Source organism: Celeribacter sp. SCSIO 80838, from assembly GCF_056498065.1.
Window position 1 is genome coordinate 141,880 of sequence record NZ_JAZKMA010000001.1, and the last position, 13,388, is coordinate 155,267.

Genomic DNA, 13,388 nt, shown 5'->3' on the forward strand with positions numbered 1-13,388 from the left:
GCCCCATGCAGATTTACACGCACTGGACCGACATTCCCGACGAGGCCAAGGGCTGTTCCGCGGCCATTGGCAATTTCGACGGCGTCCATCGTGGCCACCGCCATGTGATCGACCTTGCCCGCGCCCATGGCCCTCTGGGCATCGTCACCTTCGAACCGCATCCGCGTGAATTCTTCGCCCCCGGCGCTCCGCCCTTCCGCCTGATGAATGCCGAGTCGAAGGCCAACCGTCTTGCAAAACTTGGCGTCGAACAACTGTTCCAGCTGCCCTTCAACGCCCAGCTTGCCGCCAAGACGCCGGAACAGTTTGCCCGCGAGATCCTCGTCGAAGGACTGGGCCTCAAGCATGTCGTGGTCGGTGCGGATTTCTGCTTCGGCGCGAAACGCGCGGGCACGGTCGAGGAGCTGAAACGCTTCGGGGAGGAGATGGGGTTCGAGGTCACGGTGGCAGAACTTCTGAAGACCGACAGCGGCGTTTCCTCCTCCTCGGCGATCCGTGCCGCGTTGGCCGAAGGAGATCCCCGCCGCGCGCAGGAGATGCTGGGCCACTGGCACCGGATCGAAGGCAAGGTGAACCATGGCGACAAGCGCGGGCGCGATCTCGGTTTTCCAACCGCAAACATGTCGATCGACGGGTTGCACGCGCCGAAATTCGGCGTCTATGCCGTGCTCGTCGATGTGCTCACCGGCCCGCACAAGGGCCATTACCAGGGCGCGGCCTCGCTCGGTGTCAAACCGACCTTCGGTGCGAACCTGCCCTGTCTCGAGACCTTCATCTTTGATTTCAAAGGCGATCTTTACGACGAACATCTCTCCATCGCCTTCGTGGACTATCTCCGCCCCGAACTTGTTTTCAAAGGCCTTGAGCCGCTGATCGAACAGATGAACGCCGATTGCGATCAGGCGCGGGAGATCCTCGGGGCGCTGGAATGAGCAAGCGCCCCCGGTTCTGGGAAACCGTTCCGCTCACCAAGATGACCGAGGACGAGTGGGAAGCGCTTTGCGACGGCTGCGGCAAATGCTGCCTCAACAAGATCGAGGATGCCGACACCGGCGAAGTCTTTCTGACCCGCGTCGCCTGTCGCCTTCTGGACGATTATTCCTGCCAATGCGGGCAATACGAAATTCGCAAACGTCTCGTCCCAGAGTGCATTCAACTCACCCCCGAGAACATCGCCGATCACGCCTATTGGATGCCCGCCACCTGTGCCTATCGGCTGTTGTGGCAGGGACGCACGCTCCCCGACTGGCATCCGCTTCTGACCGGCGATCCGGAGAGCGTTCATGCGGCGGGCATTTCCGTGCGCGGGATGACCGTGCCAGAATTCGAGGTCGACGAGGAGGATTGGGAGGACCATATCATTGAGGAGCCCAACTGATGTTTTTCGGATCCGACAACGCCTCCGGCGTGCACCCCAAGATCATGGAAGCGCTCGCGAAGGCCAATGACGGCTATGCCGCGCCCTATGCGAATGACCTTTGGACGGCAGAGCTGACCGAGCGGCTGCGCGACATGTTTCAGGCCCCCGATGCGCTGGTCTATCCGATGACCTCCGGCACGGGGACCAACGCCGCGCTTCTGGCTGCGATGACCCCGCCCTGGGGCATCATCTATTGCCACAAAACCGCGCATATCGAGGTGGATGAGCGCAATTCCGTTCCGTTCTATTCCGGCGGGGCCAAGCTCAAACTCATGACAGGCGAAGGCAGCCGGATGACTCCGGAGGAACTGCGCAAAGCAGTGATCAACGACAGCGCCAAGGACGATGTGCATGCCAGCCCGCCCGCGGCTGTCTCGCTGACCAATCTCACCGAGTTTGGCGAGCTCTACCGCCCGGCCGACATCGCAGCTCTGGCCGAGGCCGCCCGTCTGCCGCTGCATTTCGATGGGGCGCGGTTCGCCAATGCCATGGCGGCCAGTGGCGCAACGCCTTGGGTGATGACGCGCGAACTGGCGACGCTGTCGCTTGGGGCGACGAAAACCGGGGCGATGGGGGCCGAGGCCGCCGTGATTTTCGATCCGTCTTACAAAGAGGCGTTCGAGAGCCAGCGGATACGTGGCGGGCATAACCTGTCGAAAGCACGCTATATTTCGGCGCAGATTCTCGCATGGCTCGACGGTGATCTCTGGCTTGAATTGGCGACACAGGCCAATGCCATGGGCGCGCGTCTGGCGCAGGGGATGACGGAGATCGGCGGCAAACTGACCTATAAGGTCGAGGGCAATCTCGTGTTCGCCCGCTTGCCCCGCAAGATGCACCTCAAGGCCAAAGCCAAGGGCGCGGTCTACAACATGTGGGGGCCGGGCACGGATCTCACCGGCGATCCCGAGGAGCCGCTTCTGGCCCGGTTCGTGGCGAGCTGGTCCACGACCGAGGCCGATGTCGATGCACTTCTGGCAGCCTTGAGCGACTGATCTTTTCTCTCTTTCCCGCGCATTAAGGTTAATCTGATTAAGGTTAACGCGCGGGAAAGAGGGCAGTCATTCGACCGGGATCAACTCACAACGTCCCGAGATAATCGTCCAGCATATCCAACCGATCCTGCCCCCAGAACCGTTCATCCGTGTCCGTCACGATGTAAAACGGCGAGCCGAAAATCCCCGCTTTCAACCCCTCTTCAAGGTTTTGCGTGTAAATCTCAGCGCCCTTGAGCATCCCGGTCATAGACAACATCGGATCGAACCCGCTCGCCTTCAGCGCCTCGGTGATCACAGCGTCATCGGCGATGTTACGGTCCTCTTCCCAGACCGCTTTCAACAACCGCTGCACCAGCCCGTCGAGATCGCCGCCCCCGGCTTCCTGCGCCGCGATCACCGCATAAGAGGCAGGTGCCGCATTGGTCGGCCAGAAGGCGGGCTGAAACTTCATCGGCTTGCCCTCTTTGGCCGCAAAGCGTTTAAGCTCCTGCAACCGGTAAACCTTACGCGCCTCCGGTCGCTCCGCCGGGCGCGGTGCTCCCATGCGGTCGAACATGGTGAGAATGTCGAAGGGCTTGTAACGCACGGTTGCTCCGTGTTTCGCGGCGACCTCGGCAAAGCGGTCCCCCGCGAGGTAGGTGAAGGACGACAGTAGCGAAAAATAGTAGTCGATATGTGCCATTTGGTCTCTCCCGGGGCCTCATGATGTTTGCAAGAAGCTAGCGGGGTGGTAAGCGGTGTCAACGTTACGATTCCGTGACGGTCAGGCCGAAAATCACCCCGGGAAAGCTGCTATGCCCATGACTCACGAGCCCAAACTCATCGCCGGTAATGCCAACCGCACCCTCGCCAACGCCATCGCGCGCCGCCTCTCTATGCACCGCGGCATGTCAATCGACCTCTGCGACGCGCGTGTCGAGCGGTTCAACGATGGCGAGATCTTCGTCGAGGTCTACGAAAACGTGCGCGGCGAGGACATGTTCGTCGTCCAGCCGACCTCGAACCCGGCCAATGACAACCTCATGGAACTCTTGATCATCACCGACGCGCTGCGCCGCTCGTCGGCCGGTCGCATCACCGCCGTGGTGCCCTATTTCGGCTATGCCCGTCAGGACCGCCGCACCAAGGCGCGCACACCGATCTCCGCGAAACTCGTCGCCAACATGATGGTCGAAGCGGGCATCGAACGCGTTCTCACGCTCGATCTGCACGCGACGCAGATTCAGGGCTTCTTCGACATCCCGGTGGACAACCTCTACGCCTCGCCGGTCTTCGCCCTCGACATCAAGCACAATTTCAAGGACGGCATGGACGACATCATGATCGTCTCCCCCGACGTCGGCGGCGTGGCCCGCGCCCGTGAGCTTGCCAAACGCATCGACGCACCGCTGTCCATCGTCGACAAGCGCCGCGAGAAACCCGGCGAAGTCGCCGAGATGACCGTCATCGGTAATGTCGAAGGCAAGAAATGCATCATCGTGGACGACCTCGTCGACACCGCCGGCACGCTCTGCAAGGCCGCCGATCTTCTGATGGATCACGGTGCCGCCGAAGTGCATGCCTATATTTCCCACGGCGTGCTGTCCGGCCCGGCGGTCGAGCGCGTGACCAATTCGCGTCTGTCCTCGCTCGTGATCACCGACTCGATCGAGGCCAATGACTCCGTCGCCAAGTGCAAGAACATCCGCGTGGTCCCCACCGCGCCGCTGTTCGCGCAAGCGATCATCAACACCTGGAACGGCACTTCCGTGTCCTCTCTGTTCGAAGACAAGACGCTGATCCCGCTCTACGAAGGCGTGTATCACCCGTAACTCCGGGTCTCTTTTGCATGAGAAAGGCGCGCAGGCTCTCCTGACGCGCCTTTTTCTTTCCGGGTCATGCCGTCTAAACGTCCCAGTCATCCTCATGGCGCACCGCACCGAAGGCGGTCCAGTCGGCACGCACACGGGCGATCTTGGTGTCGCCCCAGGTGCGGAACACAATGACGAAACCGTCCTCCGTGACCATTTCGGCGGAAATGTCGACGCGGTGATTGGTCGACTGATCGATGTCCAGCATCGAGAGGCTCACCTGCACCAAGGGCGGACGCATGAAGGGCTCATCGAAATCCACGACCCGGCGCAGTTCGCGCGGGCCCTTACCGGTCCACATGGCTCCGCCGTCCTGGAAATCGGAAAAAAGTACAAAGGACCCCTGCGTGATCCCAAGCTGATGGCTGTCAATTCTCAACATCGGTCTTTTTGATCTTGTCCCCCACCTTAGACTGCCCCGAAACACCCCGGAAAGGAAAGAGGGAAAGCCGCGCGAAACCTCTCTAAAACTGCGGTTTCCCCGCATGTTTGGCGCGAATTTTGGCGGTGATCTCGGGGCTGTCGATACGCGACAGTTCCTTATGGGCCTCGCGTGCCATGTCGATGCCATGGGCGGTACAAAGCGAGGCGAGCGTCACCATGACCCCGCCAACCTCCTGCGGGGCATCCCCCTTTGGCCGAGAGAAGACATAATCGACGAGATCATGGGCAAACTCCCGACTTGCGCCAAGGGATTGCACCAGTTCCAGCGCCTCCTCAAGAAACCGCCGGTTGCGTTCCACCGCATCCATCGCGGTCTCCTCGCCGAAACAGCTCACGACCCAGTCGTGCACCGCACTCTGGAATGTCTTGTCCATCGGCATGGCGCTCAGCGCTCCACCGGCGGAATATCCTTGATCCGCGCGATATGCCCCGCCAGCTCTTCGGGAGGGTAAGACAGGTGCACACGCGTGGTCGAGGGCGGTTGATGCAGCCGCGATGTGCCGTCGCGCCACGCCGTCTTGGGCCGGATCGGGCGGGGCACGAAACCGCCACCGCAATTGGGACAGACGTTTTGCAGATGCCTGTCCACACAGTCCCGGCAAAAGGTGCATTCATAAGTGCAGATGCAAGCGTCCTGCGCCTCCGGCGGCAGGTCCATGTCGCAATATTCGCAATTCGGGCGCAGTTCCAATGCCATGACACGCTCTCCTTTTCCCACAGTCTAAACCGACACCGCTTGACTGCCTCATCGTCAAAAAAGATAAGGCCCCGCGACAGATGCGCAGGGCCTTTCAATTCATATGTTCGACCAATCAGAGATTGGTGTGGAACCCGAGATCCTCGGCGATGTGCACCAGATCGGCGAGGAAAGAATGCGTTTCCGCCTGTTCTTCCTGCGTCGCCTTATTGTGCTCCGCGCGGGCCTGCATGATCATCTCGTTGACGATCTCCTGAGACATTTCCCCACGCGGCAGAGCAACCTCGGCCAGCACGGAGATATGTTCCGGAGACAGCTCGGCAAAACCGCCCGTCACGATGAACTCCAGCTCGCCCTCCGGCCCGATCGCGATCAGACGACCGGGGCGCAGGGTGAGGATGGTGGGCTCATGGCCCGCCATCGCAGTCAGACGACCTTCGGAACCCGGGATCTGGACCTGCTCCACGTTCAGAGACGCAAGTTTGCGCTCGGGAGAGACGAGATCGAATTGGACTGTAGCCATAATCGGCCTCCTTCCGGGTTACTGTTAAGCGGCTTCCGCAGCGAGTTTTTCGGCGCGTGCCAGCACTTCGTTGATGCCGCCAACCATGTAGAAGGCCGCTTCCGGCAGGTGGTCGTACTCGCCGGCCACAACCGCCTTGAAGGACGAGATCGTGTCTTCGAGCGGAACCTGCACACCGTCGGAGCCGGTAAACACTTTCGCCACGTCGAACGGCTGGGAAAGGAAACGCTGGATTTTCCGGGCGCGGGCCACGGTCAGCTTATCTTCTTCCGACAGTTCGTCCATGCCGAGGATGGCGATGATGTCCTGCAGCGACTTGTAGCGCTGGAGGATACCCTGCACGTCACGGGCCACCTGGTAGTGTTCTTCGCCGACGATCTGCGGGTCGAGGATCCGGGACGAGGAGTCCAGCGGGTCCACAGCCGGGTAGATGCCGAGCTCGGAGATCGCACGGTTGAGAACGGTGGTTGCGTCCAAGTGGGCAAAGGTCGTGGCCGGTGCCGGGTCGGTAAGGTCGTCGGCGGGCACGTACACAGCCTGGATCGAGGTGATCGAGCCGTTTTTGGTGGAGGTAATCCGTTCCTGCATCGCACCCATGTCGGTGGCCAGCGTCGGCTGGTAGCCCACAGCGGAGGGGATACGGCCGAGAAGTGCTGACACCTCGGAACCAGCCTGCGTGAAGCGGAAGATGTTGTCCACAAAGAACAGAACGTCGGTGCCGGACTGGTCACGGAACTGCTCAGCCAGCGTCAGACCGGTCAGAGCGACGCGGGCACGGGCCCCCGGAGGCTCGTTCATCTGACCGTAAACCAGAGCCACTTGCGACTCGGAGAGGTTGTCCGGCTTGATCACGTTGGATTCGATCATCTCGTGGTAAAGGTCGTTGCCTTCACGGGTCCGCTCGCCAACACCGGCGAACACGGAGAAGCCCGAGTGCACTTTCGCGATGTTGTTGATCAGTTCCATGATGAGAACGGTTTTGCCCACGCCGGCACCGCCGAAGAGACCGATCTTACCGCCTTTGGAGTAAGGCGCGAGAAGGTCGATCACCTTGATGCCGGTGACGAGGATCTCGGTGTCGGTCGCCTGCTCGGAGAATTCCGGAGCTTCGGCGTGGATCGGACGGCGTTCGGTGGCTTCGACCGGACCTTTTTCATCGACCGGCTCGCCGACGACGTTGAGGATACGGCCCAAGGTCGCGTTGCCGACCGGAATGGTGATCGGACCACCGGTGTCGGTCACGAGCTGACCGCGCACGAGACCTTCGGTCGCGTCCATGGCGATGGTGCGCACGGTGTTCTCGCCGAGGTGCTGAGCCACTTCGAGGATCAGACGGTTGCCGTTGTTGTCGGTCTCAAGCGCGTTGAGAATTTCAGGAAGCGCGTCTTCGAACTGCACGTCGACAACGGCGCCAATCACCTGAGTGATCTTGCCTTTCGATCCAAGTTGAACCATTGTGTGTTCCTTTGTTTCTTTCCAAATTGCCAGCGATAGCTTTGTGGCACCTGTGATTGATTACGGCACGGTCACGCGCCGCACGTGAGACTTGAGAGCTAAGTTATATCATACCAGCCGCCAGGGATTTGCACCTCTCCGGTTGTACAGAACAGCTTACGCCCGGGGTAGATTTTCGAATACTTCCCGAGAAACGCTTTCCTGCACTGCCGGAACGACGGTCCACGTGCGGCATTGCCGTCGTGCCGCAGGTGGAAATCGATCGCATAGGCGCTTCCACCGGCAAGCTCCGCCATCGAACAGAGGTCCGCCCCGTAGTAATGGAACCCGGACAGATCGTAGGACGAGAACACCGGGCTCTCGCGCTTCGTGACGATGAAACATTCGTCCAGCGACTCGACGCGCCCCGGCATGTCGCCATGCCGACGGTCCTTGCCGTATTTGTCCGTGATCCGCAGGATCTGATGACGGGATTGCCCGTTGTCCTGCCGCCACGCACAACCCGCGACCCCTGCGACCAGCCAACGTGGGTCATGCTGTTCGAGATCTTCGAGCGCCTCGACGAGACGATCGAAGCCGTGATCGATGAGAACGATGTCCTCATGGCAGTAGATGATATACTTGCCACGACATTCGCCATAGAGACGCTTGTGCCAGTTGTAGCCGTCGAACTCGTTGCGCACCCGGTTGTCGGCAACCAGAAACTCCGAGTTCTCAGAGGTGAACCCAAACTCTGCGAAGGACGTCAGGAGGTTGTCGTACCGCGCCATGTCACGCACCAACGAGCACACGGAGAACGTGTACTCATGGTCCATTTCAGGCTCAAAATATCGCGGTACGACAGACAATCCCTACTCCACCCATCTAGAGCGCTTCAGCGCCCGAAATGATTTCGATCAACTCGTTGGTGATCACGGCCTGACGCGAACGGTTGTACTCGATCGTCAGCCTGTCGATCATGTCGCCCGCGTTGCGCGTCGCGTTGTCCATGGCGGACATCCGCGCGCCCTGTTCGGAGGCGGCATTCTCGAGCAGAGCCGAGAAGATCTGCGTGGCCACACCGCGCGGCAGAAGATCGGCAAGAATGCCTTCCTCGGAGGGCTCGTAATCGTAGAGCGCGCTCACCGCACCCTCTTCGACTTCGTACGCCGCCGGGATGATCTGCTGGGCAGTCGGAACCTGCGTCACAACGTTCTCGAACTTCGCGTAGAAGATCGTCGCCACGTCGAACTCGCCCGCGTCGAATTTCGTCAGAAGATCCTTGGCGATCTCCTGCGCGTTGACGTAGCCGACTTTCTTGACCTCAGTGAGGTCCACGTGAGCGACGAACAGGTCCGCGTATTCCCGCTTGAGCTGCTCACGGCCTTTCTTGCCGACGGTGAGAATTTTCACCGTCTTGCCAGCCGCCAGAAGCTCTTTGATGCGGGTCTTGGCGAGCTTCACGATGTTCGTGTTGAAGCCGCCGCACAGACCTTTCTCGGACGTCATGACGACGAGCATCTGCACATCGTCCTTGCCGGTCCCGGCCAGAAGCCGGGGCGCGGTTGCGGAGCCACCGACCGATGCCGACAGCGCACCCAGCACAGCGTTGAACCGCTCTGCATAGGGGCGCGAGGCCTCGGCCGCATCCTGTGCCCGCCGCAGTTTCGCGGCGGCCACCATCTGCATGGCCTTGGTGATCTTGCGGGTCGATTTGACCGACGAGATCCTGTTTTTGAGATCCTTGAGGCTGGGCATCTAAGCGTCCTTCAGGATTAAGCGTAGGTTTTGGCGAATTCGTCCAGAACCGCTTTGAGCTTGTCGGCCGGCTCGCCTTTGATCTTCGGATCCTCGTTGGTGATCCAGTCGAGCACGTCTTTCTTCTGGTTGCGCAGGAACTCGAGAAGTTTGGCTTCGTACTTGCCAACTTCGGAGACCGGGATGCTGTCCAGATAGCCGTTGGTGCCCGCGAAGATGACGCAGACGATTTCGGCGTTGGTCAGCGGCGCGTATTGCGGCTGTTTCATCAGCTCGGTCAGACGTGCGCCACGGTTCAGAAGTTTCTGAGTTGCGGCGTCGAGGTCGGACCCGAACTGAGCGAACGCGGCCATCTCACGGTACTGAGCGAGCGACAGTTTCACCGGGCCTGCCACAGAGGACATGGCTTTGGTCTGAGCCGAGGAGCCCACGCGGGACACGGAGAGACCGGTGTTCACAGCCGGGCGGATACCCTGGTAGAACAGTTCGGTTTCGAGGAAGATCTGACCGTCGGTGATGGAAATCACGTTGGTCGGAATAAACGCAGACACGTCACCGCCCTGGGTTTCGATGATCGGCAGAGCCGTCAGCGAGCCAGCGCCGAAATCTTCGTTCAGCTTCGCGGAACGTTCCAGCAGGCGCGAGTGGAGGTAGAACACGTCACCCGGGTAAGCTTCACGCCCCGGCGGACGGCGAAGCAGCAGGGACATCTGACGGTAGGACACGGCTTGTTTCGACAGGTCATCGTAGATGATCAGGGCGTGACGGCCATTGTCGCGGAAGTATTCGGCCATCGCGGTCGCGGTGTAGGGCGCGAGGTACTGCATCGGCGCCGGGTCGGACGCGGTGGCAGCCACGATGGTGGTGTATTCGATCGCACCGGTTTCCTCGAGCTTCTTGACGAGCTGAGCCACGGTGGAACGCTTCTGACCGACAGCGACGTAGATGCAGTAGAGTTTCTTGCTTTCGTCGTCGCCAGCAGCCTCGTTGTAGGACTTCTGGTTCAGGATCGCGTCGAGCGCCACAGCGGTTTTACCGGTCTGACGGTCGCCGATGATCAGCTCACGCTGGCCACGGCCGATCGGGATCATGGCGTCGACGGATTTGAGGCCGGTCGCCATCGGTTCGTGCACGGATTTACGCGGGATGATGCCCGGCGCTTTGACGTCGGCGATGCGACGCTCGGACGCGGCCACCGGGCCCTTGCCGTCGATCGGGTTGCCGAGACCGTCGACCACGCGGCCGAGAAGCGCGTCACCGGCGGGCACGTCCACGATGGACTTGGTGCGCTTGACGGTGTCGCCTTCTTTGATGTCACGGTCGGAGCCGAAGATCACGACGCCGACGTTGTCGGCTTCGAGGTTGAGCGCCATGCCCATGATCCCGCCCGGGAACTCGACCATTTCACCGGCCTGGACGTTATCGAGGCCGTACACACGTGCGATCCCGTCACCGACGGAGAGCACGCGGCCCACTTCAGCGACTTCGGCCTCCTGGCCGAAGTTTTTAATCTGCTCCTTAAGGATCGCAGAAATTTCAGCTGCCTGGATTCCCATTATCCGACCTCTTTCATTACATTCTGGAGGGAGTTGAGCTTGGAGGCGATCGACGTGTCGATCATCTTCGAGCCCACCTTAACGACAAGACCGCCGATGATGGCTTCATCCACGGTCGCATTGATGTTCACGGTCTTGCCAAATTTCTCGGAGAGGCTCTTGGCAAGTTTGGTGGTCTGCGTCTTGGTCAACGCCTTGGCGGAGGTGACCTCGGCGGTCACTTCGCCGCGCTCCTCGGCGAGCAGGTCGCCAAGCTTGGCGACGAGCTGCGGCAGGACGAACAGACGGCGGTTCTGCGCCATAAGCCCGAGCGTGCCGGAGACGATGCCGGTCAGACCGGCCTTTGCGGCAATCGCCTTGATCGCGGCTTCGAGTTCTTCGCGGGTATAGACCGGCGAAGAGATCAGAGCCTTGAGATCGTCGCTCTCGGCGAGCGCGGAAGACAGCGTCGCCACGTCCTCCTCGAGCGCCGCGATGGCATTGCTTTCCTTGGCCAGTTCAAAAACGGCCGTTGCATAACGGACGGCGATGCCGCCGGAGATCGAAGCTGGTTCGGACACGTCCACCCTTCCGATGTCTTAGGGCCCTTCCCCGGTCGCCCCTTGCGGGATCTCGTGTCGGGAATGAGCAGCTTGATTGACCCGCGCAGCACACGCAGGCAACAAAATCAGCGTGGATGTAGCAGAGCCCAGACCATGCCGCAACCTTGTTACGACAGTTTAGCGCCAACACTGAAAAACTTGCTTTGTTTGCTTTTCAGCGACTTAGGCCGAAATCGCCGCCGGGGCGCAAAAAAATTTCACACAGGATGCAGAAGGCGTTCACGGATTCGTGCGATTCCGCCCGCACCGCCCCTGTCCTGAAGCAGAATTCCCGGGTGCGCGAGACCTGAAGAAACGACAATATAGGGACAAAAATCCGGTCAAAAGACGGGCGCAAACCAATCAGATTTCAGAGCTCACACCGGCTTCGCCTCGGGCACTGGACGGAGTCCTTCGAGCACTCCTGCCTTGCGGCGCACCGCTTCGGGCGTGCCCGATCCGGTCTGGGCGTAAACCTGTTTCGAGGCCTCGACCACAAGCACCCCGCCGACAAGCGCCGAGGGCATCTGCCGCCCGATCCGCTCCCAAAGCGGCCCCCAGCGTTTCCAGAATCGTTTGTGCGAAGGCGGCTGGAACAGCACCGCCGCATGGCGCTCCGGCATGAAGCGCGCGCGCCGGAGCTGGCCTTCGAGCTGGCTGAGACTGTAGGGGCGGCCATAGCCAAACGGCGTGCTGTCCGAACGCGACCAGAGCCCGCCCCGGTTCGGCACCACGAACATCGCACGTCCGCCAGGCCCCAGCACCCGCCAGCATTCCTCAAGAAGCGCATCCGGTGCGTCCGACATCTCGAGCCCGTGCATCACCACGAGCTTGTCGACGAAGCCGGTCTGGATCGGCCAGCGCGTCTCCGGGCAAAGTGCCGAAACATTCGGCAGCCCTGCCGGCCAGTGCATCACGCCTTGCTGATCCGGCATCAGCCCCACGACGCGGCGCGCATCCTCGAGAAACGGGCGCAGAAGCGGCACGGCAAAACCGAACCCGGCCACGGTCTGGCGTTCGGCATTGGGCCAGAACTCCACGACCTGATCGCGGATCGCCCGTTGTGCGGCGCGGCCCAGTCCCGTGCGGTAATAGAAATTTCTCAGCTCAACGACGTCGAGATGCATTGCAATCCCTCGGACTTCCCAGAATGCTGGGGTTCACGGTCACCATAACCGCAAGACACCGGAGAATGCCATGCCAGAGATTGCCCCCGCGAAGACGCCGAAACCCGCCCTCGAAATCGTCACCGTCGCGGCCCTCTCCGACAATTACGATTTCCTCGTCCACGACCCGGTGAGCGGGCGCACCGCCTTGGTCGATGCCGCCGATCCCGCGCCGATTATCAAAGCCCTGTCCGAGCGCGGCTGGACCCTCGACGAGATTTGGCTCACCCATCATCATTGGGACCATATCGACGGCGCGGCGGGGGTGTTCGAGGCCACGGGGGCAACGATCACCGGTGCGAAAGCCGATCAGCATCGCCTGCCGCCACTCACCCGCGTGGTCGAGCCGGGGCAGAGTTTCGAGTTTGCCGGTCATGAGGTCCGGGTGATGGGCGCGGACGGGCATACGGTCGGCCATATTGCCTATTACATCCCCGACGCGAAGGCCCTGTTCTCTGCCGACAGTCTGATGGCTCTGGGCTGTGGCCGGTTGTTCGAGGGCACGCCGGAACAAATGTGGGAAACACTCTCGCGCTTCGCCGCCCTACCCCCGGACACAATGATCTATTCGGGTCACGAATACACCGCGTCGAACGCCCGTTTCGCGCTCACCGTCGAGCCCGACAACACCGCGCTGCAAAATCGTGCCAAAGCCATCGACGAAGCACGCGCCAAAGGCGAGGCCACGGTGCCCTCTGCCCTGTCTCTGGAACTGGCGACCAATCCGTTCCTGCGTGCGGGTCTTGCCCCGGTGAAACAGGCGCTCGGCATGGCGGACGCCTCCGATGTCTCCGTGTTCGCCGCGATCCGCACGCGCAAGGACCGCTTCTGAAACCCGCGAAGCGCCCCTTGTTTTCCTGTCAAGCCATCATAGATTGTTTTTAACGAATGAGGGGAACATTCGGCCCAAACCGCACAAAACTTGGCGTCTCCGAAAAATTTACCGGCGTTAACCACTTTT

The 13,388-nt window shown here is 61.0% G+C and carries 16 protein-coding genes; 5 read left to right on the forward strand and 11 right to left on the reverse strand.

Translation table 11 applies throughout. The annotated features are described in order from the left end of the window. Window positions 1-5: 5 nt before the first annotated feature. From V1475_RS00625 to V1475_RS00635, 3 genes are read left to right on the forward strand one after another with little or no spacing between them, the layout of a single operon-like run. A complete protein-coding gene (locus V1475_RS00625) occupies window positions 6-932 on the forward strand; it encodes a bifunctional riboflavin kinase/FAD synthetase (protein WP_479411208.1) in 927 nt (308 codons plus the stop codon). Beyond that, on the forward strand, window positions 929-1,378 hold the full coding sequence (locus tag V1475_RS00630) for a YcgN family cysteine cluster protein (RefSeq protein ID WP_479411209.1): 450 nt from the start codon (window positions 929-931) through the stop codon (window positions 1,376-1,378). Before V1475_RS00625 ends, V1475_RS00630 begins: the two co-directional genes overlap by 4 nt. Next, the gene (locus V1475_RS00635) at window positions 1,378-2,415 is read left to right on the forward strand and encodes a threonine aldolase family protein (protein ID WP_479411210.1); all 1,038 of its coding nucleotides are present in this window, start codon (window positions 1,378-1,380) and stop codon (window positions 2,413-2,415) included. The genes V1475_RS00630 and V1475_RS00635 overlap by 1 nt, the downstream gene beginning before the upstream one ends. Before the next feature lie 85 nt (window positions 2,416-2,500). On the opposite strand, the gene V1475_RS00640 is transcribed toward V1475_RS00635, so the two are convergent. Next, window positions 2,501-3,100: a DsbA family protein gene (locus V1475_RS00640; protein WP_479411211.1), complete on the reverse strand. Its 600-nt coding sequence runs from the start codon at window positions 3,098-3,100 to the stop codon at window positions 2,501-2,503. A 112-nt stretch (window positions 3,101-3,212) separates the two neighbouring features. Between V1475_RS00640 and V1475_RS00645 the strand changes: the two genes are divergently transcribed. Continuing rightward, window positions 3,213-4,229: a ribose-phosphate pyrophosphokinase gene (locus V1475_RS00645; RefSeq protein WP_066705137.1), complete on the forward strand. Its 1,017-nt coding sequence runs from the start codon at window positions 3,213-3,215 to the stop codon at window positions 4,227-4,229. 73 nt (window positions 4,230-4,302) lie between these two features. On the opposite strand, the gene V1475_RS00650 is transcribed toward V1475_RS00645, so the two are convergent. From V1475_RS00650 to V1475_RS00695, 10 genes are all read right to left on the reverse strand, one after another. After that, on the reverse strand, window positions 4,303-4,569 hold the full coding sequence (locus V1475_RS00650) for an H-type lectin domain-containing protein (protein ID WP_434290660.1): 267 nt from the start codon (window positions 4,567-4,569) through the stop codon (window positions 4,303-4,305). A gap of 163 nt (window positions 4,570-4,732) precedes the next feature. After that, window positions 4,733-5,092 carry a hypothetical protein gene (locus tag V1475_RS00655; RefSeq protein WP_479411212.1) on the reverse strand — a complete coding sequence of 120 codons (360 nt, stop codon included), beginning with the start codon at window positions 5,090-5,092 and terminating at the stop codon, window positions 4,733-4,735. Between the two features lie 5 nt (window positions 5,093-5,097). Further along, window positions 5,098-5,409: a DUF1272 domain-containing protein gene (locus V1475_RS00660; protein WP_479411213.1), complete on the reverse strand. Its 312-nt coding sequence runs from the start codon at window positions 5,407-5,409 to the stop codon at window positions 5,098-5,100. Between the two features lie 115 nt (window positions 5,410-5,524). Continuing rightward, window positions 5,525-5,932, reverse strand: coding sequence for an ATP synthase F1 subunit epsilon (atpC, locus tag V1475_RS00665; RefSeq protein WP_479411214.1), 408 nt, complete (start codon window positions 5,930-5,932; stop codon window positions 5,525-5,527). Between the two features lie 24 nt (window positions 5,933-5,956). Further along, the gene (gene atpD, locus V1475_RS00670; protein ID WP_066705145.1) at window positions 5,957-7,387 is read right to left on the reverse strand and encodes a F0F1 ATP synthase subunit beta; all 1,431 of its coding nucleotides are present in this window, start codon (window positions 7,385-7,387) and stop codon (window positions 5,957-5,959) included. A 98-nt stretch (window positions 7,388-7,485) separates the two neighbouring features. Then, window positions 7,486-8,202 (reverse strand): hypothetical protein, encoded by a 717-nt coding sequence (locus V1475_RS00675; protein WP_479411215.1) that lies wholly within the window; start codon window positions 8,200-8,202, stop codon window positions 7,486-7,488. A 49-nt stretch (window positions 8,203-8,251) separates the two neighbouring features. Further along, a complete protein-coding gene (locus V1475_RS00680) occupies window positions 8,252-9,124 on the reverse strand; it encodes a F0F1 ATP synthase subunit gamma (RefSeq protein ID WP_479411216.1) in 873 nt (290 codons plus the stop codon). Window positions 9,125-9,141: 17 nt separating this feature from the next. Further along, a complete protein-coding gene (atpA, locus tag V1475_RS00685; protein WP_434290647.1) occupies window positions 9,142-10,680 on the reverse strand; it encodes a F0F1 ATP synthase subunit alpha in 1,539 nt (512 codons plus the stop codon). After that, window positions 10,680-11,240: a F0F1 ATP synthase subunit delta gene (locus V1475_RS00690; protein WP_434290646.1), complete on the reverse strand. Its 561-nt coding sequence runs from the start codon at window positions 11,238-11,240 to the stop codon at window positions 10,680-10,682. The genes atpA and V1475_RS00690 overlap by 1 nt, the downstream gene beginning before the upstream one ends. A gap of 398 nt (window positions 11,241-11,638) precedes the next feature. Then, window positions 11,639-12,388 carry a class I SAM-dependent methyltransferase gene (locus V1475_RS00695; protein WP_434290644.1) on the reverse strand — a complete coding sequence of 250 codons (750 nt, stop codon included), beginning with the start codon at window positions 12,386-12,388 and terminating at the stop codon, window positions 11,639-11,641. 70 nt (window positions 12,389-12,458) lie between these two features. Here V1475_RS00695 and gloB point away from each other — a divergent pair, with 70 nt between their 5' ends. After that, window positions 12,459-13,259, forward strand: coding sequence for a hydroxyacylglutathione hydrolase (gene gloB / locus V1475_RS00700; protein WP_479411217.1), 801 nt, complete (start codon window positions 12,459-12,461; stop codon window positions 13,257-13,259). Window positions 13,260-13,388: the final 129 nt, after the last annotated feature.